The following is a 20,428-nucleotide window of genomic DNA, read 5'->3' as shown; positions in this document are numbered from 1 at the left end:
AATCCCGCCCGATGACTGCAACGAAGAAAGCGCGCGTCGTCGTCGGCCTGTCCGGAGGCGTCGATTCCGCCGTCACCGCCCACCTGCTCAAAGCCCAGGGGCACGAGGTCGTCGGCATCTTCATGAAGAACTGGGAAGACGACGACGATGACGAGTACTGCTCGTCGCGTCAGGACTTCCTGGACGCCGCCTCGGTGGCCGATGTGCTCGGCATCGAGATCGAGCACGTCAACTTCGCCGCCGAGTACAAGGACCGCGTGTTCGAGTCCTTCCTACACGAGTACCAGGCCGGCCGCACGCCCAACCCCGACGTGCTGTGCAATGCCGAGATCAAGTTCAAGGCCTTCCTCGACCACGCGATGCGGCTCGGGGCCGAGAAGATCGCCACCGGCCACTACGCGCGGGTGCGCGAGGACGGCGGAGCGTTCCAGTTGCTCAAAGGCCTGGACCCACTCAAGGACCAGAGCTACTTCCTGCACCGCCTGACCCAGGCCCAGCTCAGCAAGGCCATGTTCCCCGTGGGTGACCTGCCCAAGACCGAAGTGCGCCGCATTGCCGCCGAGATCGGGCTGCCCAACGCCAAGAAGAAGGACTCGACCGGCATCTGCTTCATCGGCGAGCGGCCCTTCCGCGAGTTCCTGAACAAGTACCTGTCCCACCAGCCCGGCCCCATCAAGGACGAGCGCGGCCGCAAGCTCGGTGAACACGTCGGGCTGTCCTTCTACACCCTGGGCCAGCGCCAGGGCCTGGGCATTGGCGGCGTCAAGGAGAAAGGCGCCGCGCGTGGCGCAGGTGATCACGCGCCTTGGTTCGTGGCGGCCAAGGACCTGGAGAAGAACACGCTGATCGTCGTGCAGGGGCACGACCACCCACTGCTGCAAAGCCCCGCCCTGGTGGCCGATGACCTGAGCTGGGTTGCCGGCACAGCGCCGCATGACGGCGCCTACGCCGCCAAGACGCGCTACCGCCAGGCTGATGCGCCTTGTGCGTTGGCGATGCGGGAAGGCCGGCTGCAACTTCACTTCCCTCAGCCGCAATGGGCCGTGACCCCGGGCCAGAGCGCTGTGGTCTACGACGGCGAGGTCTGCCTCGGCGGTGGCGTGATCGCCCATGCAATCCAAGCTTGACCAACTGCTCGCTCGCCTTGCGCAGCCCAGCACGGTGCTGCGCCTGGCGGCCCTCGTCGTTTGCGTGATGGAGCTGGTGGCCGCTGCAGCTGCCCTGCTCGGCATGCGCAGCGAACCCTATGACGGCCTGCTCGCTTCGGCCTACCGCCGCCTGGGTGGCAGCCCCAACGACAAGGCCTTGCTGTTGTGCGGCGTGGCGCTGCTGGCCGTGTTCGCGGTGCAGGCTTGGCGCCTGGCCAGCGAGGGCCGGGGCGACGCCTCGCCGCCCCGCGCGTTGATGCGCTTGCTGCTGGTGGACGCGCTGGCATTTGCCGTCACGCCAGGCCTGCCCTTCCTCGTCACGGCCCTCGCGGCCGTGCTGCTGCCGGCCCGCACAGCCTTGCTCTTCACCGCCGGCCAGGTGCTGCTCAATGCCTGGGTGTCGGCGGGGCTGCCGGGCTTTGAAGTCGCCACCTCGGGCGCCAATGCCTGGCTCGACGGCCTCAGCCTCGTGATGTCCATGCTGGCCCTGCACGGCCTGGCCTTTGGCCTGGGGCGCATGGCTGCCGCCGAGGCCGAGAAGCGCCGCTGGCTGCAGGCCGTGCTGGCCGAGCGCGTGTCGGGCGAGGCCCTGCTGGCCGAGCAAACGCGCTACAGCGAGCGCATGCAGATCGCCCGCGAGTTGCACGACCTCATGGGCCACCACCTCACCGCACTCAATCTGCACCTGCAACTTGGTGACGCGCTGCTGACCCGCGCCGACCGCGATGGCGCCGCGCAGGCCGTGGGCAAGGCCCAGGGCGTGGCCGCCCAGCTGCTGGCCGATGTGCGCGAGTCCGTCTCGCAGCAGCGCAGCTCGCAGCGCATCGACCTCAGCGCTGCGCTGCAGGCCTTGGCCGCCGGCATCGTCAGCACCCGCATCGAACTCGACCTCGACGACGCTGCGCGCGACCTGGGCCCCCGCACCGCCCAGGCCTTGTTGCGCTGTGTTCAGGAGGCGGTCACCAACTCGGTCCGCCATGCCAGCGCCTCACGCGTGCAGGTGCGCCTGCGCGCCGAGGGCGGGCAGGTCGCCGTCAGCATCGACGATGATGGCCGTGGTGCGCCACGCTGGGAGCCTGCCCGCTCCGGCAATGGCCTCACCGGCATGGCCGAGCGCATGAGCGAGCTCGGCGGCGAGATGCACGTGGTGCGCACCAGCCCCGGCTTTCGTATCGAACTTCAATGTCCCCGAACAGCGTGATCGGCATGAGCAACAAGATCAAGATCCTCCTCGTCGAAGACCAGCAACTGGTGCGCGAAGGCCTCAAGGGCCTGCTCAGCCTGCAGGACGACCTGCGCGTCGTCGGCGAAGCCAGCGACGGCGCCGAGGCCCTGGAGTGGCTGGGCCAGTGCGCGGTTGACGACACGCCCGACATCGTGCTGTCCGACATGCGCATGCCCAGGCTCGATGGCCTCGGCCTCATCCGCGCCCTCGCCGCACGCGGCCTGCGCCTGCCCGTGGTGCTGCTCACCACCTTCGATGACGCCGCCGCCTTTGACGAAGCCGCCAGCGCTGGCGCCCGCGGCTTTCTGCTCAAGGCCATCCGCCCCGAGACCCTGACCGAGGCACTGCGCGAGGTCCACGCTGGCGGCACCGCCCTGCGCCCCTCACTCACCACCCGCATGGAAGCCCGCACCGCCAGCAGCGGCGCCGACCGCTCCTTCACCGCCGCCGACCGCCCCGACCCGCTCTCCCCCAAAGAGCTTCAGGTCCTGCGCCTCGTCGCCAGCGGCCGCAGCAACACCGAGATCGCCACCCTGCTCGGCAACAGCGAAGGCGTGATCAAGAACCACTGCTCGGCCATCTTCTCCAAGATGGGCGTCCGGGACCGGACGCAGGCGGTGCTGAGGGCGATTGATCTGGGGTGGATCTGAGGCCAGGCCTCAGGGCACCGGCACCATCGCCATCCTGATCGGCGCGACCGACACGCCAGGGTGGGTCGGCTGGGCAAGGTGCAGCACCCAATAGCGCTGGTACTTGCCCGCACCACGCACACAAGCCAGGCCGAACTCGGTGAAGGCGGGCCACATCAGGTTCTCGCAATGCACGGGGCTGGCGATCCAGCCGGCGAGGGCTTCGTCGAGGGTTTCAGGGCCGCCAGCGAGGTTCTCGCCCGCGACCCGCATGGCGTAGCCCGACTCGCGCAGCCGCGCGCGCAGGGAGCTGGACGCAGCGCCCACGTGGTCGATGCGGTCGCGTGACGAAAGCTCCTGGGCATAGCGCAGGGCGGAGGCCTCCAGCAGCGGGTTGAACTGCAGCGCACCAACTGCTGCAACGGCATGGTCGCCACAGCGCTGAGCCTGCTTGCGCAGGCCGTTGAGGGCGGCCTGGGTGACCTCTGGCGCCGGGTGGCAGGCCCACGCGGGCGTGAGCAGCAAGGAGCCGGCGCAAAGGCTGACGAGGCAGGAACGCAGGGCGCGGGAGGGCGTCACAAGAAGGCTTTGGCAAGGCGGGCAGGAGGCCCGCTGGCATCGTTGAATGACAAGGACGTCACATTCTCAGCGAGTGCAGGCCTGACGCATCCCCCAAGAAGGCGTGACAGGCTGACCACTTGCCCTGCCCCGCGCGCCTGTGCTCGGTCACGGTGATGTCGCCAGTGCGCAGCTGGCGGCGGAGTCGGCGGCGCAGGGACCGGTCCAACGCAGCTGGACAGCGGCACTGGGCGCCAGCGACGCGGTGGCCTGAAGGACCTGCCCGCGCGTGCCGGTGAACTGGGCCAGGGTCGACCAGGTGCTGCTGCCGGCCAGCCGGTACTGAAGGCTGTAACGGGCGCCAGGGCGCAGGTTGCGGGTGCGGACTTGGTACTGGCCATTGACGACGCTGAGGCTGGGGGCGTCCTGGAAAGGCTGGGCCAGGGGGTCGCCAACGAAGAGGCCCTCGCCTGGCCATTCGACGGACTTCCAGTACGCCTCGATCAGCCGCGCGCCGCGCCAATAGTGGTCGAGCAGCACGCTGGCCTTGGGGAACTTTTGCGTGAAGTTGCAGGGCTCCTGAACGGTGCCGTAGCTGCCAGTCGCCCCCGAGGCCAACCACTCCAGCACCGAGGTCTGCCCGCCCGGCGGGGTGGGCAGGTAGCCCGCGACGGACGTGAGCGCGTCACCCGGCGCACCGGGTCGCCAGGCCAGGGTGGCGAGGTGGTCGACCTTGGCCAGGCCAGTGAAGTAGGCGAGCACGTCGCGCTTGTCCCGCAGGCTGTTGGCACTGGCCGGGCCGGCGGCGTTGTCGAGGTAGTTGATGCGCAGCGCGCTGCCCCACAGCCCCGGCAGCGCGGCGAGGTCGTCCGCGCGGGTATTGCGTGCGGCCTCGGTGGTGCGCACGGCCCAGACGTCGCCTCCCGGCAGGGTGGCGATGGACGCCACCCCGCGCTGGATCAAGGCATGGGCATCGGCCAGCGTGCGGGGCCCGAGCAGCATGCTGGGGCGCAGGCGGTGGTCAGCCCAGGGCTGGCGCGATTCGCTGTCGAAGTAGGGGCTGGCGGCCGTGGTGGCGCAGACGCTGGCCGAGCAGTAGCGCGGGTCATAGCCCAACGCGGTGGCGGCGGTGATGGACATGGTGCAGCTGGGCCCTTCGACGCGGGTGGGGCGGGCCCAGGTCAGCACTGTGGCCTGGGCGGTAGGCGGCAGCTTGGCGTCGAGATCGGCCTTGAGTAGCGCAAAGTCGGCCGCGCTGATCGCCTCCAGGGCGGTGTTGACGCGCACACGCACCAGGTTGCCAGCTGGTACGCCATGGGCGGCGAGGTAGGCGGCCGCAACCGCTTCGCTCTGCGCGTCGCCCTCCGCCACGACAACGGCCAGATCGGCAGGGCCGAGGCCGCTGGCCGGTAGCTCCAGACGCAGCGACGCATTGCCCGGATCGGCCGGTTCAGCGGAGTTGGGGGTACCGCCCGTGGCCGTGCCGCCGGCGCCACCCCCACAAGCCGCCAGCAAGACCCCACATGCCAGCATCAGGCTGCGGCAGAGATACTCCAGACGCAGCGACGCATTGCCCGGATCGGCCGGTTCAGCGGAGTTGGGGGTACCGCCCGTGGCCGTGCCGCCGGCGCCACCCCCACAAGCCGCCAGCAAGACCCCACATGCCAGCATCAGGCTGCGGCAGAGATACAACAGATGCGCAAATGAGGGGGGCCTAAATGAGGGCATCCGGCCATTGTCACCAGCCCGATGAGGCCCTGCATTCCCCAGAGGGACGCACCTCATTGGTGCAAAATCCCGGCAGCCGCTCCAAAGTAATCAGGGGTTACCCCAAGTTGGCGCATAAATCAGGCACCCTACATTCATGCCACTCGAGGTCCGCGCCAGCCACCAGCCGGCGCTTGACCAGGCGGGGTGAGGAGACAAACCATTGAGCAGTTCGGTCAGCACATCCCGGCTGACACTGAAGGCCAAGCGGGCGCCAGGCGTGAGTCTGGCGCCCTTTCTTTTTGCCCTTTGCGCTGATGCTTGATTTCCTCTTTGCAGCCCTGGCTTCCCTGCTGGCGGGCTTCATTGACGCCGTGGCTGGCGGGGGTGGCCTGGTGCTGCTGCCAGCGCTGTTCAGTGCCTTCCCGGGCGCGGCGCCGGCCACGCTGATGGGCACGAACAAGGGCGCGTCCGTCTGGGGCACGACCTGGGCGGCTGGGCAGTACCTGCGGCGCGTGCAACTGGACTGGCGGACCCTGGCGCCGGCCGCCGCGCTGAGCCTGATCGGCAGCTTGCTGGGCGCCTGGCTCTTGACGTTGACCAGCCCCGACGGCCTGCGCAAGGCCCTGCCCTGGGTGCTGGCGGGCGTGCTGCTCTACACCCTGGCCCGCAAAGACCTGGGCCGCGCCCATGCCCCGCGCTTTGAGGGGCGCCGCGAGCAACTGGCCATGGCCGGCATCGCAGGCGTCGTGGGCTTTTACGACGGCTTCTTCGGCCCGGGCACGGGCAGCTTCTTCGTCTTCCTGTTCGTGCGGGTGCTGGGCTACGACTTCCTGCACGCCTCGGCGGCCGCCAAGCTGATGAACCTGGCCAGCAATGTGGCGGCGATCAGCCTGTTTGCGGCCAAGGGCCATGTCTGGTGGCTGCTGGCGGGGGTGATGGCGGTGACCAATGTGGCCGGTAGCTTGGCTGGCACACGGCTCGCGCTCAAGCACGGCGCGGGCTTCGTTCGTGGCGTTTTCGTGCTGGTCGTCACGGCCTTGATCCTCAAAACGGCGTGGTCGGCCTACGGTGGCTAAGTACGATCCAAGGATCAAGGAGAACCCCATGTCTGTTGATCCGCAACTCCGCTCCCTGGACATCGAGATCCCCACCCAACCAGAAGTGCTGGTGAAGCTCTCGCTGTTGATGGCTGCCGAGGACATCGATCTGCAGGCCATTTCGGCGCTGGTTGAGTCCGACATGGCGCTGGCTGCTGCGGTGATGAAGGCAGTGAACTCGTCGCTCTATGGCCTGCGGGGCCGGGTGCAGACGGTGCACCAGGCCCTGACCTACCTGGGCATGCGCGAGGTGGCAGCGATCACGTTCGAGATGGGCCTGCGTGCGGCGTTCCCGGCGGCGGCGGAGTTGGAGCCGGTGTGGGGCCGCGCCGCCAAGCGCGGGCTGTTGATGGGCCGCATGGGGCAGATGCTGGGCATCGACCCCTGGGCCGCCCACTCGGCCGGCCTGTTTGAGGAATGCGGCAAGGCGGTGCTCTACCGCCATGCCCCCCAGCACTACCCCGCCATGCTGCGCGCGGCCACGCGTGACGCTGAACTGGTGGAGCTGGAGCGCACGGCCTTCGGTGTCAGCCATGACGCGCTGGGCGCGGCGCTGTGCGAGAGCTGGGGCCTGGCGCCGGCCGCCGTGTCGAGCGTGAAGCATCACGTCGAGGTCCAGGCCACCATGTCCATGCCCGAGGCCATGCAGCGCCGGGGCATCTCGGCGGTGTCAACCATCGCCTGGGCATTGATGAACCACGCGGACCAGCTCGAAGCCATCGCCGGCCAGATTGCGCCGCAAGCGCAGTTGGACGAGGGCCTGGTGCTGCGGGCGGCGCGCCGCGTCAGCGAGCAGATCCAGACAGCGCAGGAGCACGGGCGCTGAGAAAGCCCGTCATACCCAGACGCTTGAGCTGCTGAACGGCAGCCTCAAGCGTCGGCTGGCCAGCTGTGGCCAGGCCCAGGTCCGCGCGCACCCAATCCGTCACCGCAGCCTCGTGGCCCGAGCCGCGCCGTGCGCCGGCGCGTGCAGCCAGGTCCAGGCAGCGCCGGGCGCGGGCCTTATCCCCGGCCATCACGGCCAGCTTGGCCGCTGCACGGTAGGCCATGGCCCCGCCCACCCAGTCTTGCTGGCGCGCCCGCGCCAGCGCGCAAGCGATGTGATGGCGCGCGCAGCGCATATCGCCCTGCTCCACGCAGATCTCTGCCAGCCAAGCGTGGTTGAACGAGCTGAACAGCCCGCCACCGCGCGGGGCCAGCCAGGCGATGGCGTCAAGGATCTGCTGCGGCGCCTCGGGCGCGCGCTCTAGCATCCAGGCCGCGTAGGCACTGGCGGCGTGGCCCATGGCGCAGGTGAACATGCTGCGCACCTGGGTGCCCACGCGGTGCGAGATCTCGGCCGCCTCGCGCGCCTCGGCCCAGCGGCCCTGCCAAAGCAGTACGGCGGAGCGCCAGCCCTGGATGCTGGCTTGCACGGCGTGCCCGGGGTCCGCCACGGCGTCAAGCGCCTCGGCAAAGGCGGCGTGGGCGCCATCGAAGTCGCCCTGATCGCCCAGCACATAGGCCTTGCAACACAAGGAGTAGGCCAGGCCCACGCGGTTGCGGGACTTGTCGGCCCGCTCACGCTGGCGCTGGATGGCGCGCTCGAACTGCGCCAGCGCTTCCGGGTAATGGGCAGCGGCGGCATGGATCTGCCCCACCGTGCCGGGCAGCTGCGCGAGCAGCGCGCCGTCCTGGCAGGCCTCGGCCGAACTGACGGCGGCCTGCGCATAGCGCAGAGACTCACGCACCTCGCCCAGCGCATACCCCACGTACGCCAGCCAGTAATCGGTGCGGGCGATCAGGCCGGTGTCGCCCAGGCCCTGGGCCAACTCGGCGGCATGGCGCAGCACGCGCAGGTCGTCGCGCGAGGCGTCGAACACGCAAGCCATGCCCAGGCGCTGCGCGATGTTGACCCAGCGGCGCCGACGCTCCGGCGTGTCGGGCAGGAACTCCAGCGCCGCCAGCGCGGCGCGGAACTGGCGCTTGGCGCGGTCCAGCGCCGAGCTGGCCAGGGCCTGGTCGCCTGCGGCCTCGGCGTGCTGGGCGGCCAGCGGCCACTCATTGGCCGCCGCGTCGTGATAAGCCAGCAGCTCGTGGAGGTTGTCTGTCTCGGCGCCGCGTGCGCGCAGCTGAGCGGCGATGCGGCGATGCAGCTGCTGGCGCAGGTGAAGGCCGGTGGAGTCGTAGACCACGTCGCGCGTGATGCCGTGCTTGAAGCGCAGCGCACCGGGCTCGCGGTCGGGGAAGAGGAAGTCCTGCTCGGCCAGCGCCTGCACGCCCGCGTCACGCTCGCCGATGCCGGTCAGCGCGGTCAAGAGCCAGGTTGGCACGACGGTGCCAATCACAGCGGCGATGCGCACAAGGTCGGCCTGCTCGGGCGGCAGGCGTTCGACGCGGGATTCGATCAAGGTCGCCAGCCAGGCCGCGCTGGGCTGCGCCTGGCCAAGACGCTCGCCGGCCACGGTGGCTTCGGCGGCGGCGTGGCAAAGCTCCTCCAGGAACAGCGGATTGCCGCCGGCATGGCGCTGCACCTCGGCGGCCACAAAGGGGTCGGCCTGCGGCAGCAGCCGGCTCACGGTCACGGCGGCGGCGGGTTCAGGCAGCGGGGGCAGTTCGATCAGCTGGTCGGCGCCGCTGGTGGTGGGCAGCACATAGCTGCCAGGCAGCGCGGGCCGGCTCGCGGTCAGCAGCAGCACCGGCAGCCGACGCCGGGCTGCGTGGTCGCGCAGCTGGTGCAGCAGGCGCAGGCTGGCGTCGTCGGCCCACTGCAGGTCGTCGATGAAGAGCAATTGCGCCGTCTCGGCAGCCAGCGCAAGAAAGAGCGCCAGCAAGCGCTCGGCACGCTCCTCGGGCGGCGCCTGCAGCGCCAGGGCCAGCTCGGGTGGCCCGCCCACGTAGTGCTCCAGGCCACGCAGCATCTGCAGCCAGGGCTGCAGCGGCTCGGCCACCAGGTAGCTTTCGCAGTGGCCCCGATGCACCTGGCAGGCGTGGTCGGACACGCGCAGCAGGAATTCCTCGCAGAGCCGGGTCTTGCCCAGGCCCGCACCTGCGCGCACGGCCACCCAGAAGGTGGCGCCCGCAAAAGCCCGCGAGAGCGCTTGGTCCAGCACGCTCAGCTCGGCGGCGCGCCCCTGCAGCGGTGTGAGGCCGCGGCGCTCACTGGCCTCGAAGCGGCGCGACAGCGGCGACCGCCCCTTGACGAGGTAGACGCCAATCGGCGTGGCCCGCCCGCGCAGATGCAGCTGGCGGCGCGCCGAGGTCTCGAAGTAATGGCTCTGCAGGCCCAGCGTCTCCTGGCTGACCAGGATCTCGTCGGCCCGCGCGTTCTCGGCCAACCGGGCGGCGATGTTGGGGGCGTTGCCGATCAGCTCGTAGCGGCCGCGCACGGCATCGCCCTCGCCCACGAACACCACGCCGGCATGAATGCCGCTGTGCAGGGTCAGGCCCTTGAAGTGCTCGGGCAGCGGGCCCGCCGGCCGCAGGCCGCGCACCAGGGTGTGCAGCTCCAGCGCGGCCTCGGTGGCGCGGCGGCCGTCGTCCTCGCGCACCTCGGGGTAGCCAAAGATGGCGAGCACGCCGTCGCCCTGGATGCGCGCCACCGCACCGCCATGGCGCGGCACCACCTGCTCATACAGCGCAGAGAGCTGGGCCAGCAGCTCGGCGTAGTGCTCGGCCTCCATCCACTCGGCCAGGCCCGTCGAACCACTGAGGTCGACGAAGAGCATGGTGATGAGGCGGCGCTGGCCACGCGCGGCAGTGGAGGGAGACGTGTCGGGCATCAGCGCAAAGGTTGGGCGCTTCATCCTAGGGCCGCACCTGCCACCAGAGCGCTAAACAACCCCCAGCCAGATCAAGTCAGCGCGGAAAAATCCGTCTCTGCCGTGATTCGATGCGCGGCCGGCGGCAGGTCTTCCTCGCGCAAGCCGAGATAGATCGGGTCGCCATTGCGGCGGTGGATGTTGATCTTGGCGTTGTAGACGCGGTGCGGCAGGCCATGCTTGTCGGCGATGGTGAACTCGCTGATGCCCCAGAGCCCGCGCTGGTCACGCCGGCCGGTCAGGTAGCAGGCAATCTCCTCGACCTCGGAGCCCGCCAGGTTGAGCCCATTGAGCCGGCGCAGCGGGGCGCGGGCGCGGTCCACAAAGTCCAGGCTGTCGATGCGCACCTCGTCGCCCGACACGTCGTCGCGCATCACGGTGTCGAACTTGCCCACCAGGATCTGCCCCGGCAGGGCCTTGTCGATCATGCGCGCCAGCTCGATGGTGACCTGGCCAACCAAATAGCTGAACGAGGTGGGGTTGAGACCTTCCGATTGGTAGAACTCGTAGTGCGAGCCCACGTGGAAGCAGGCGCGCAGGCGCGGCACGGTGCGCGGCTCGGCCGAGCGCTCACGCGCCAGCGCGTTGTCGGCCAGGATCAGTTGCATCAGCTGGTAGAGCTCGATGTTGGCTTCCAGGCCGCGCATGCGGTTCCAGATGTAGAAGCCATCGCCCGTGGTGGTGCGCGCGAAGTTGATATTGATCTCGCGGTCCAGCAGGCGTGCATAGGCCGCATTGACCGAGCAGGACAGGCTGTTCAGCTGCACCACCTGCTGCAGCGGCGTGAGCAGTGAGAAGCCGACGGCGTCGAAGAGGATGACAGCCCGGTCTTCCACCAGCCGGATGCCGTAGCGCGCCACGATGGCGGCGATCAGCTGCAGCCCCAGGCCATGCTCGGGCGAGAACGGCAGCTCCACGGTGCGCGGCGTCACGCCCAGGGCCTCGGCCACGGCGTCGAACTGGGCCTCGTCGAGCGGGTCGTTGGTGGAGAGCAGCTTGTCCAGCAGCCGCGTGCGGCGGATCACCTCGCCCGGGGGCTGGATGCCGTCGCCCTGCGCAAACTCGGTCAGCAGCGGGTGCGGCGCCACCAGCACGCGCAGGCCCCGGGCAATGGGCATCCAGGCGTAGATGAGGTTGTCGCCCAGGTTCCAGAGGCCATAGAGGATCTGGTCGAGCAGCATGATGTGCTCGCGCCAGACGGCTTCGCCCACGCCGCTGGGCTGCGGGTAGGCCATGAATCCGTCCAGCCAGGATCGGCGCTTGCGGGACTCGTTGGCGCGCTGCTGTCTCACGAGGGGGCTCCAAAGGACTGCGGCGATTGTCAGCCAGCCGCAACCGCCCGGGGGCGAGTTTCAGTGGCCTGTTCAGGGCTGTCCAGGCCCGGCCGGCGGCGGGCTGGCGAGGTGCCGCGCCAGGAAGCGCTCAACGCGGCCCCAGAAGTCTTCATTGGTTTTGAGGTTGAACCACCCGTGGCCCTCGTCGGGGTAGTCCACCCATTCAAGCGCCTGGTCGGGCCGCAACGCCGCCTTCATGGCCTGGCCGTGCTTGATGGGCACGCGCGCATCAAGCCCGCCATAGGCCATCAGCAGGGGGATGCGAATCTCGGCCGCGCGCTGCAGCGGCGACGTGGCCGCCAACTGTGCGGCGTCCGCCACCGGGTCACCGATCAGGCGCTTCATGCCGAATTGCTTCCATTCGTCGCTGACGTCGCTCCAGTCGATGCTGGACAGCAGGCCGATGTCGCTGACGCCGACCCAATTGATGGCGCAGCGGAAGAGGTCGCCCTGCGTCACCGCGCCCATCAAGGCCGCATAGCCGCCATAGCTGGCCCCGGCGATGCAGGCGCGCTTGGGGTCTGCCCAGCCCTGGCGCACCGCCCAGGCCAGGGTGTCGGCCAGGTCGTCCTGCATGCGCAGGCCCCATTGCTTCCAGCCGGCGCGGTACAGCTTGCCGCCGTAGCCCGTGCTGCCGCGAAACTCGGGCTCAAGCACCAGGTAGCCCCGGCTGGCCAGGAACTGCGCCACGGGGTCCCAGGACCATCGCGTGCCGCGCACATACGGGCCGCCGTGGACGAGCACGACGGTCGGGCTGCGCTTGGGGTCACCGCCCGCCGGCTGCGTCACCAGCACGGGGATCTCCAGCCCGTCACGGGCCTTGACGCGGTGGTAGTCCCGCTGGCCCATGGCCGCCACCGGCAGGTCGGGCCGCTGGCCGGCCAGCGCCTGCAACTGGCGCGTGGCGGTGCGGTAGAGCAGGTAGACGGGCGGCCGCTGGTCGGAGCGCGCGGTCACGATCAGGTGGCTGGCCTGCAGGCAGCGCTGGCATTCGATGCGATTGGCGGTGCCGGGCAGCTTGGCGTCGATGTCGGCCTGCCAGGCCTTCATCGTGGGGTGGAACCAGGCGGTGGCGGGCGCGTCGGTTTCGTAGTGCACCCCGAGCAAGGTGCTGGCCGCACGGTCAAACACCAGGTGGCCGGCATAGTCATAGCCCGGCGCGTGGACCAGGGGCTCGGCTTCGGGGCGCAAGGTCTGGGCATCGATGCGGAACAGCGCGCTGTAGCCACGGTGGCCGTGCACGCTGAACGCCAGCCCACCGGGGCCGAACCAGACCGGCACGGCCAGGCTGCCGTCATCGGCATCGCCTTCGTAGGCCAGTTGCCAGCGGCCATCGGCCGCACGCAGATAGCCCTTGGTGCGCCCGGCATGCTGCGCCTCGACAAGGCGTGGCTGGCCGTCCTGGTCCAGCACCCAACGGCGCACGTAGTCCGGCAGGCCCGTGCTGAGCTGGGTGAGGCGGCCCGTGCGCGTATCCAGCCGCGCCAGTTGCACGCTGGCTGAGCCGATGTCGTCGCGCCAGGGCCAGCGCTCGACCAGCACCTCGTCACCGTCACCACCGAGGGTGTCACGCAATCGCCAATTGGGCTCCAGCCGACGGTCGGCCAACTGCGTGGCCTCGCTCAGCCCGCCGCTACCGCCCCGGATCAGTTGACGCCACTGGCCGCCCTCACGGTCCACCGCCCACAGCCCATTGCCGCGCACGTTGGTGCTGCCATCGGGCGAGTCAGAGATATTGAAGACCAACCGGCCCTCGTTGACCCACTCGTGCTGCCAGACGTCGGCGTCACGGAAGCCCGCCACGACCTTGGGCGCGGACATGGTTTCCAGGTCGATCACGGCCAGCACCATGCGGTTGTTCTGTCCCAGCGACTGGATCGCCAGGTAGCGGCCGCTGGGGCTGAGCTTGGGGTTGCGTGCCTGGGCGCGCTGGAAGAAGGCCGTCACCGACGGCGGCTCGACGGCCTCGGCCGGGCCGCAAAGAGCGGCCAGCATCAGCGCCAGCCAAGTCACGAAAGGCGCACGCCGCCAGTTTGCACGCAAGGTCTTCAATTCAAGCGCCTCCCCGGCCTTTGAGTCGCGGCGATTGTGGCCTCTATCATGGCCGGTTCGCTTGTTAAAACTGCCATGTCGTCCCCTGTCTCCCGGCCCCCTGAATCCGCCTTCATTCGCGTTCGCGGCGCTCGCACGCACAACCTCAAGAACATCGACGTTGACCTGCCGCGCCACGCGCTGGTGGTGATCACGGGGCTGTCGGGCTCGGGCAAGTCCTCGCTGGCCTTTGACACGCTGTATGCCGAGGGCCAGCGGCGCTACGTCGAGAGCCTCTCCAGCTACGCGCGGCAGTTCCTGCAGTTGATGGACAAGCCCGATGTGGACGTGATCGAGGGCCTGTCGCCGGCCATCTCCATCGAGCAAAAGGCCACCAGCCACAACCCGCGCTCCACCGTGGGCACGGTGACGGAGATCCACGACTACCTGCGGCTTTTGTATGCCCGCGCGGGCACGCCCTTCTGCCCCGACCACCACCTGCCGCTGGAGGCCCAGAGCGTGAGCCAGATGGTGGACGCCGTGCTGGCGATGCCGATGGATTCGCGCCTGATGCTGCTGGCCCCGGTGGTGCGTGACCGCAAGGGCGAGTTCGCGGACCTCTTTGCCAGCCTGCAGGCCCAGGGCTATGTGCGCTTTCGGGTCGATGGCGCCACGGTGGAAGCGCCAGACATCCCGCTGCTCAAGAAGACCGAAAAGCACGACATTGACGTCGTGATCGACCGCGTCAAGCTGCGGCCTGAAACGCTGGAGAGCCTGCGTCAGCGCCTGGCCGAAAGCTTTGAAGCCGCGCTGCGGCTGGCGGACGGGCGAGCGCTGGTATTGAACATGGATAAAGAAGAGACGCTGCTCTTCTCCAGCAAGTTCGCCTGCCCGGTGTGCTCCTACTCGCTGCCCGAACTGGAGCCCCGGCTGTTCTCCTTCAACTCGCCCGTCGGCGCCTGTCCGTCCTGCGAGGGCCTGGGCCAGGTCACGGTGTTCGACCCCGAGCGCGTGGTCGCCTTCCCCACGCTCTCCATCGCCAGTGGCGCCGTCAAGGGCTGGGACCGCCGCAACCCCTATACCTACTCGATGATCGAGTCGGTCGCGGCGCACTACGCCTTCGACCCGGAGCTGCCTTGGGAGCAACTGCCCGAGCAGGCCCGCGAGGTGCTGCTGCACGGCTCGGGCGAGGTGGACATCGCCTTCGTCTACGAAAGCCAGGGCGCCAACGGCAAGCGCCGCAGCCTCAAGCGCCACCATCCCTTCGAGGGCATCCTGCCCAACCTGCAGCGCCGCTACCGCGAGACCGACTCGACGGCCGTGCGCGAGGACCTGGCGCGCTACCAGGCCGCCAAGCCCTGCCCCGACTGCCATGGCTCGCGCCTGCGCCGCGAGGCGCGCCACGTGGTGCTGCAGCCGGCGGACGCGCCAGCGGGCTTCAAGGGCCGCCCCATCTACGAGGTCGAGCACGCGACGCTGCGCGAGGCGCTGGATTACTTCGAGGGCCTGCAGCTCAAGGGCAACAAGGCCGAGATCGGCGCCAAGGTGATCCGCGAGATCGCCTCGCGGCTGCGCTTCCTGAACGATGTGGGTCTCAATTACCTGAGCCTCGACCGTAGCGCCGACACGCTCTCGGGCGGCGAGGCGCAGCGCATCCGGCTGGCCAGCCAGATCGGCTCAGGGCTGACGGGCGTGATGTACGTGCTGGACGAGCCCAGCATCGGCCTGCACCAACGCGACAACGACCGCCTCATCGCCACGCTCAAGCGCCTGCGCGACCTCGGCAACTCGGTGCTGGTGGTGGAGCACGACGAAGACGCCATCCGCGCCGCCGACTGGGTGCTGGACCTCGGGCCTGGCGCGGGCGTGCATGGCGGCCGCATCATTGCCCAAGGTACGCCCGACGAGGTGGCGGCGCACCCCGAGTCGCTCACGGGTGCCTACCTGTCAGGCCGGCAACGGATCGAGGTCCCGACGACGCGTCATTCGCTCGCAGCGCAGACCGACCCTCAGGTGCTGCGCATCGTGGGCGCCAAAGGCAACAACTTGAAGGGCGTGACGGCGGAGTTCCCGGTCGGGCTCTTCACCTGCGTGACGGGCGTGTCGGGCTCGGGCAAGAGCACCCTGGTCAACGACACGCTCTACGCCGCCGTGGCCCGCAAGCTCTACAACAGCCACGCGGACCCGGCGCCCTATGACGAGATCGAAGGCCTGGAGTGCTTCGACAAGGTCATCAACGTCGACCAAAGCCCCATTGGCCGCACGCCGCGCAGCAACCCAGCCACCTACACGGGCCTCTTCACACCCATCCGCGAGCTGTTTGCCGAGATGCCCACCGCCAAGGAACGCGGCTATGGGCCCGGGCGCTTCAGCTTCAACGTGGCCGGGGGCCGCTGCGAGGCTTGTCAAGGCGACGGCGTGCTCAAAGTGGAGATGCACTTCCTGCCCGACGTCTATGTGCCCTGCGACGTCTGCCAGGGGCGCCGCTACAACCGCGAGACGCTGGAGGTGCTCTACAAGGGCAAGAACATCACCGAAGTGCTGAACATGACGGTGGAGGACGCCAACTCGCTCTTCAGCGCCGTGCCCAGCATTGCGCGCAAGCTGCAGACCTTGCTGGACGTGGGCCTTGGCTACGTGCGCCTGGGGCAGAGCGCCACGACGCTCTCAGGCGGCGAGGCGCAGCGCGTCAAGCTGGCGCTGGAGCTGTCCAAGCGCGATACGGGCCGCACGCTCTACATCCTGGACGAGCCCACCACCGGCCTGCACTTCGGCGACATCGCGCTCTTGATGAAGGTGCTGCACCAGCTGCGCGATGCCGGCAACACCATCGTCGTGATCGAGCACAACCTCGACGTCATCAAGACCGCAGACTGGGTGCTCGACATGGGCCCCGAGGGCGGCTCGGGCGGCGGCACGCTGGTGTGCGCCGGCACGCCAGAAGCCGTGGCCGCCCACGAGGGCAGCCACACCGGGCGTTACTTGGCGCCCTTGCTCAGGCGGTAGAGCACCAACAGCAGGCCTGCGCCAAACAAGGCCCAGGTGGAGGGCTCAGGGATGGCCGGGATCGGCGGCGGGCCTTGGGTGATGGTGACGCGGCGCGGCGGCAACGGCGGTGGGCCGGGCTCGAAGTGAGGCAGCGGGCCGCCGCCAGGCCCGAGGGTGCGCGGCGTTGAGCCACCCAGGGTGGCCACGCCGCCCGGGTCAGACACCGGCAAAACGGCCTGCGCAAAGCTGCCCGGCGCTGCCACGGGGCCGGCCGAGGGCGCTTCAAACTCCAGCGGCGCCACCTCTTCGCGCGTCGAGGACGCGACGTTCGAGGCCCGCGCCGGGGCCACGGCGCGCGGGGCTTCCCGGCGCTTGATGCGGCTGACGTTGCGGCATACGGTGGGCACCAGGATGCACTGGCCATCCTCGCAGTAGACGAGGCCGCGCTCCTGGGTAGCGGGCTTCCACTTCACACGGGTGACGGTGCGGCAGATGCTGCCGGGGCCGAAGTACATGTCGCGGATCTCCGGCTCGTACTCGGCCTTGCCCCGGATGGCATCACGCTCGATGACGGCAACATCCTCGTACTGCCGGTTCTTCATGCGCGCCTTGAGCTTGTCGCGCGTCGCGGCAGGGATGTCGGTGTAGCGGTCTACCGCAGCCACCACGTCACCCATGAAGGGGTTGGCACCCGGGCGGTCCCAGGAGCACTGGGCGAGGGTGACCCCGGCGCCGCTGGCGCTGGTAGCGCCGGCCAGGAGAAGGGTGGCAAGCAGTGACAAAGGAACCTCGGGGGCTTCGGTGAGCAATCCCTAGAACAGTAAGGGATCGGATGCCCAAATTCTAAAAACCACCCCGGGTTTTCACCCGTTGAAACCCCTTAAAGCAGGGATCTCCGCGCAGTGCACGATGTCACGGATTGCGGGCTTTGCAGGCACTGCACGGCGCCTTTCGGCCGGTGGGCAGGTGCGGCGGCGCCGGGCTGCTATCGTGCAGGCTGATCGCCCACCGCCATGTCTGAAGAAGCTGCTGTCCCCTGTGTCCTCTACGTTGAGGACGACCGAATCAACACCATCCTGCTGCAGGAAAACCTGCGCGCCGTGCTGCCCGAATGCCGCCTGGTGTGCGTCGAGAGCGGCGCCGAAGCCTTGGCGCACTGGACCGACGCCCGGCCCGACCTGGCCCTGATCGACATGCATCTGGCCGACATGGGCGGCATCGAGTTGCTGCGCCAGGTACGGGCCGCCGGGCACGTGACACCCTGCGTGGCGGTGTCGGCCGACAACCCGCTGGACCTGGTGCGTGCCGCGCAGGACGCGGGCTTTGCCGAGTACTGGCTCAAGCCGCTGGATCTGGACCGGCTGCTGCGCCGTCTGCAGCAGCTGCGGGCCTCGCCCGGCAACGCAGCGGGCTGAGACCAGGCCAGGCAATAAAAAAGCCCGGCAGTGCCGGGCTTCGCTTGAGGTCTGAGCAGAGTCGGCGCCCCTTGGTCGCCGACGCCCAGATCACTTCAGGTGGCTGTTGATCAGCTTGGTCATCTCGAACATGTCGGCCTTGGCCTTGCCGAAGATTTCCTTCAGCTTGGCGTCGGCGTTGATGACGCGCTTCTGGACAGCGTCCTGCAGCTTGTTCTTCTTGATGTACTCCCAGACCTTCTTGGTCACGTCGGTACGGGGCAGCGGCGAAGCGCCAACGATCGCGGCCAGGGCGGAGCTCGGGGTGAGCGCCTTCATGAACGCGGCATTGGGGGTGCGCTTCTTGGCCGGAGCCGCAGCCTTCTTGGCGGGAGCGGCCTTCTTGGCCGGAGCTGCCTTCTTGGCAGGCGCCGCCTTCTTGGCCGGGGCCGCAGCCTTCTTGGCCGGAGCCGCCTTCTTGGCGGGCGCCGCCTTCTTGGCCGGGGCTTTCTTGCTTGCAGTTGCCATGTCGATTCACTCCATCACGAGTTGTTGATGTGCGGGGCCCCGGGTGAAAGCCGCATAGGCCTTCAATACTCACGAGCTGCACCCAGCGCCGGGGATGGTACTGCGCGCCCTAGGGGAAGAGAAGGCTTTTTCCCAGGAGAAAACGCTGATCACCCCAGGATTCATCGTGGTTGTCGCGGGGCCGCGTCAGTCTGTGCCCGTCGCAGCGCATGCAGATGCAGCGAGTGCCCCGTCAGCCCAGCAGCGCGGGGCCGATCTCGTCGACAGACCGCACGCCGCAAAGCGCCATGGCGGCGATGAATTCGTCATGCAGCAGTGCAAGGCAACGCGCCACGCCATGCGGGCCGTGCGCGGCCAGTGCGTAGACCTGCGGTCGGCCCAGCAGCACGGCATCCGCGCCAAGCGCAAGGGCCTTGAGCACATCGGTCCCTCGGCGGATGCCGCCGTCCACCAGCAGGCAGGGCATGCCCGGCCCAGTCGCGTGCTGAAGGGCGTCACGCAGACGCGGCAGCAGCGCAGCAGTGGCGGGCACGGTGTCGAGCACACGCCCGCCGTGGTTGCTGACGACCAGCCCACGTGCACCGCAGCGCAGCGCCTCGCGCGCATCCTCGGGGTGGAGCACGCCCTTGACCAAGACGGGCAGGCGCGTGTGCGCGCAAAGCCATTCGACCTCGGCCCAGGTCGGGGCGCGCGCCAGGAGGGCGCGCCAATCGCCGGCAGGAGCGGGCGCAAGGTTGACGGCTGAGACCCCGGCCGGCAGCACAAACCCCGCCCGCCGCTCGCGATCGCGCACACCGCTGAGAGGTGCATCGACCGTGAGCACCAGGGCCTGATAACCGGCAGCTTCGGCGCGTTGCACCAGGGCCAGGGTCGCGGCCCGGCCGGATGCTCGGTTGCCTTCGGGCCCGGTCTGCCAATACAGCTGGAACCACAAGGCCGCATCGCCGCCCATCGCGCGCGCAACGGCCTCGAGCGGCTGGCTGGCCTGGCTGCTGAGCACCAGGCCCGTGCCCAGCGCTGCCGCAGCGGCGGCGGTGGCGAGCTCGCCGTCCTCATGCGCCAGCCGCTGGAAGGCCACGGGTGCCAGCATCAGCGGCCAGCGGTGCCGGCGGCCCAGCAACGAGACGCCGGGGTCCAGGCCCTCCAGATCACACAGCACGCGGGGCAACAGTTGCTGCTGATCCCAGGCCGCCCGGTTGGCGCGCAGCGTGATTTCGTCAGCCGCACCGCCGGAGAAGTAGGCCCAGGCCTCGGCGCTCAGGCGCGCTTGCGCCTCGGCGGTGAAGTCATCGAGCGCGAAGCAACGGCTCAGCGCGTCGGTCAGCGTGTCCACATGCGGAGCAGGTTGTGGTACGTGCCCATCAGGGCCACGCTTTCGGCGCTGTCGCCATCACGGCTGCGCAGTGCGATGAGGGTCTGGTCCAGCTCGTGCAGCAGGCGGCGCTGCTCGGTGTCGGGCACCAGGCTCTCGATGAAGAAGAAGGCCGCCAGACGCTCGCCCTGCGTCACCGGCTCAACGCGATGCAGGCTGCCCGAGGGGTAGAGGATGAGCGAGCCAGCCGGCAGCTTGACGCGCTCCTCGCCAAAGCTGTGGCGGATGACGAGGTCGCCGCCTTCATAGCCTTCGCTCAAGAAGAGCGTGGCCGATACATCGGTGCGCAGGGCCTGGCCCTCGTGGTAGCGGACAGCCTGGTCCACATGCTCGCCATAGGTGTTGAGCTCACCCCCATAGCGGTTGAAGCGCGGTGGCAGCACGCGGCGCGGCAGCGCAGCGGACAAGAAGGCGGGGCTGCGCTCTAGCGCCCCCAGCACCAGCGCCTGCAGCGCGCGCTCGGCCGCACTGCCGGCCACGATCTGCCGGTTGCGTTTGACGCTGCGGGCCTGGCTGCCGGCGGTCTTGGTGCCCTCCTCCCACGGCGCTTCGGCCAGCAGGCGTTGCGCTTGCCGGAGTTCGTCGGCGGTGAGGAGTTCGAGGGCCAGCAGCAT

Annotated in this window: 16 protein-coding genes; 7 read left to right on the top strand and 9 right to left on the bottom strand. The window is 69.2% G+C overall.

All coding sequences use genetic code 11. The features are described 5' to 3' along the window. Positions 1-11 precede the first annotated feature (11 nt). From mnmA to ABDJ85_RS05240, 3 genes are read left to right on the top strand one after another with little or no spacing between them, the layout of a single operon-like run. On the top strand, positions 12-1,127 hold the full coding sequence (gene mnmA / locus ABDJ85_RS05250) for a tRNA 2-thiouridine(34) synthase MnmA (protein ID WP_347703683.1): 1,116 nt from the start codon (positions 12-14) through the stop codon (positions 1,125-1,127). After that, on the top strand, positions 1,111-2,349 hold the full coding sequence (locus ABDJ85_RS05245; RefSeq protein ID WP_347703682.1) for a sensor histidine kinase: 1,239 nt from the start codon (positions 1,111-1,113) through the stop codon (positions 2,347-2,349). Before mnmA ends, ABDJ85_RS05245 begins: the two co-directional genes overlap by 17 nt. Beyond that, positions 2,331-3,023, top strand: a complete 693-nt coding sequence (locus tag ABDJ85_RS05240; protein ID WP_347703681.1) for a response regulator — start codon at positions 2,331-2,333, stop codon at positions 3,021-3,023. The genes ABDJ85_RS05245 and ABDJ85_RS05240 overlap by 19 nt, the downstream gene beginning before the upstream one ends. A 9-nt stretch (positions 3,024-3,032) precedes the next feature. Here the strand turns inward: ABDJ85_RS05240 and ABDJ85_RS05235 are convergent, their stop codons facing one another. Together ABDJ85_RS05235 and ABDJ85_RS05230 are read right to left on the bottom strand one after the other, a co-directional pair. Next, the gene (locus tag ABDJ85_RS05235; RefSeq protein WP_347703680.1) at positions 3,033-3,581 is read right to left on the bottom strand and encodes a CAP domain-containing protein; all 549 of its coding nucleotides are present in this window, start codon (positions 3,579-3,581) and stop codon (positions 3,033-3,035) included. Between the two features lie 147 nt (positions 3,582-3,728). Next, positions 3,729-5,231, bottom strand: coding sequence for a TIGR03790 family protein (locus ABDJ85_RS05230; RefSeq protein WP_347703679.1), 1,503 nt, complete (start codon positions 5,229-5,231; stop codon positions 3,729-3,731). A gap of 353 nt (positions 5,232-5,584) precedes the next feature. On the opposite strand from ABDJ85_RS05230, the gene ABDJ85_RS05225 reads away from it, so the two are divergent. Both ABDJ85_RS05225 and ABDJ85_RS05220 read left to right on the top strand, forming a co-directional pair. Continuing rightward, the gene (locus ABDJ85_RS05225) at positions 5,585-6,346 is read left to right on the top strand and encodes a TSUP family transporter (RefSeq protein WP_347703678.1); all 762 of its coding nucleotides are present in this window, start codon (positions 5,585-5,587) and stop codon (positions 6,344-6,346) included. 28 nt (positions 6,347-6,374) lie between these two features. Continuing rightward, complete coding sequence (locus ABDJ85_RS05220; protein ID WP_347703677.1) at positions 6,375-7,193, top strand: HDOD domain-containing protein; 819 nt, start codon at positions 6,375-6,377, stop codon at positions 7,191-7,193. Here the strand turns inward: ABDJ85_RS05220 and ABDJ85_RS05215 are convergent. The 3 genes from ABDJ85_RS05215 to ABDJ85_RS05205 all read right to left on the bottom strand — a co-directional run bounded on the left by ABDJ85_RS05215 (position 7,153) and on the right by ABDJ85_RS05205 (position 13,544). After that, the gene (locus ABDJ85_RS05215) at positions 7,153-10,152 is read right to left on the bottom strand and encodes an ATP-binding protein (protein WP_347703676.1); all 3,000 of its coding nucleotides are present in this window, start codon (positions 10,150-10,152) and stop codon (positions 7,153-7,155) included. The two genes, ABDJ85_RS05220 and ABDJ85_RS05215, sit on opposite strands and share 41 nt — an antisense overlap. A 47-nt stretch (positions 10,153-10,199) precedes the next feature. Further along, complete coding sequence (locus tag ABDJ85_RS05210) at positions 10,200-11,459, bottom strand: hypothetical protein (protein ID WP_347703675.1); 1,260 nt, start codon at positions 11,457-11,459, stop codon at positions 10,200-10,202. A gap of 72 nt (positions 11,460-11,531) precedes the next feature. Further along, positions 11,532-13,544 (bottom strand): alpha/beta hydrolase family protein, encoded by a 2,013-nt coding sequence (locus tag ABDJ85_RS05205; RefSeq protein ID WP_347703674.1) that lies wholly within the window; start codon positions 13,542-13,544, stop codon positions 11,532-11,534. A gap of 84 nt (positions 13,545-13,628) precedes the next feature. Between ABDJ85_RS05205 and uvrA the strand changes: the two genes are divergently transcribed. Beyond that, positions 13,629-16,538, top strand: coding sequence for an excinuclease ABC subunit UvrA (gene uvrA, locus ABDJ85_RS05200; protein ID WP_347703673.1), 2,910 nt, complete (start codon positions 13,629-13,631; stop codon positions 16,536-16,538). On the opposite strand, the gene ABDJ85_RS05195 is transcribed toward uvrA, so the two are convergent. Further along, entirely contained in the window at positions 16,511-17,302 is a 792-nt protein-coding gene (locus ABDJ85_RS05195; protein WP_347703672.1) for an MHFG family PEP-CTERM protein, read from the bottom strand. The genes uvrA and ABDJ85_RS05195 overlap by 28 nt on opposite strands. Positions 17,303-17,533: 231 nt before the next feature. Between ABDJ85_RS05195 and ABDJ85_RS05190 the strand changes: the two genes are divergently transcribed. Further along, on the top strand, positions 17,534-17,935 hold the full coding sequence (locus ABDJ85_RS05190; protein ID WP_347703671.1) for a response regulator: 402 nt from the start codon (positions 17,534-17,536) through the stop codon (positions 17,933-17,935). A 90-nt stretch (positions 17,936-18,025) separates the two neighbouring features. Here ABDJ85_RS05190 and ABDJ85_RS05185 read toward each other — a convergent pair whose 3' ends face one another. From ABDJ85_RS05185 to ABDJ85_RS05175, 3 genes are all read right to left on the bottom strand, one after another. After that, complete coding sequence (locus ABDJ85_RS05185; RefSeq protein WP_347703670.1) at positions 18,026-18,442, bottom strand: SWIB/MDM2 domain-containing protein; 417 nt, start codon at positions 18,440-18,442, stop codon at positions 18,026-18,028. Positions 18,443-18,674: 232 nt separating this feature from the next. After that, positions 18,675-19,775, bottom strand: coding sequence for an alpha-hydroxy acid oxidase (locus ABDJ85_RS05180; RefSeq protein WP_347703669.1), 1,101 nt, complete (start codon positions 19,773-19,775; stop codon positions 18,675-18,677). Continuing rightward, positions 19,763-20,428 (bottom strand): Fe2+-dependent dioxygenase, encoded by a 666-nt coding sequence (locus ABDJ85_RS05175; RefSeq protein ID WP_347703668.1) that lies wholly within the window; start codon positions 20,426-20,428, stop codon positions 19,763-19,765. Before ABDJ85_RS05175 ends, ABDJ85_RS05180 begins: the two co-directional genes overlap by 13 nt.

Origin of the sequence: Roseateles paludis, from assembly GCF_039872745.1 — a bacterium.
GTDB lineage: Bacteria > Pseudomonadota > Gammaproteobacteria > Burkholderiales > Burkholderiaceae_C > Pelomonas > Pelomonas paludis.
Note: the sequence above shows the minus strand (reverse complement) of the source record. Positions and strands in the feature narration are given on the sequence as shown.

Bases quoted from the DNA above. Each gene is read 5' to 3' on its own strand.
- mnmA (WP_347703683.1), top strand. From the start codon at position 12: ATGACTGCAACGAAGAAAGCGCGCGTCGTCGTCGGCCTGTCCGGAGGC.
- ABDJ85_RS05245 (WP_347703682.1), top strand. From the start codon at position 1,111: ATGCAATCCAAGCTTGACCAACTGCTCGCTCGCCTTGCGCAGCCCAGC.
- ABDJ85_RS05240 (WP_347703681.1), top strand. From the start codon at position 2,331: ATGTCCCCGAACAGCGTGATCGGCATGAGCAACAAGATCAAGATCCTC.
- ABDJ85_RS05230 (WP_347703679.1), bottom strand. From the start codon at position 5,231: ATGCTGGCATGTGGGGTCTTGCTGGCGGCTTGTGGGGGTGGCGCCGGC.
- ABDJ85_RS05225 (WP_347703678.1), top strand. From the start codon at position 5,585: ATGCTTGATTTCCTCTTTGCAGCCCTGGCTTCCCTGCTGGCGGGCTTC.
- ABDJ85_RS05220 (WP_347703677.1), top strand. From the start codon at position 6,375: ATGTCTGTTGATCCGCAACTCCGCTCCCTGGACATCGAGATCCCCACC.
- ABDJ85_RS05215 (WP_347703676.1), bottom strand. From the start codon at position 10,152: ATGAAGCGCCCAACCTTTGCGCTGATGCCCGACACGTCTCCCTCCACT.
- uvrA (WP_347703673.1), top strand. From the start codon at position 13,629: ATGTCGTCCCCTGTCTCCCGGCCCCCTGAATCCGCCTTCATTCGCGTT.
- ABDJ85_RS05190 (WP_347703671.1), top strand. From the start codon at position 17,534: ATGTCTGAAGAAGCTGCTGTCCCCTGTGTCCTCTACGTTGAGGACGAC.
- ABDJ85_RS05185 (WP_347703670.1), bottom strand. From the start codon at position 18,442: ATGGCAACTGCAAGCAAGAAAGCCCCGGCCAAGAAGGCGGCGCCCGCC.
- ABDJ85_RS05175 (WP_347703668.1), bottom strand. From the start codon at position 20,428: ATGCTGCTGGCCCTCGAACTCCTCACCGCCGACGAACTCCGGCAAGCG.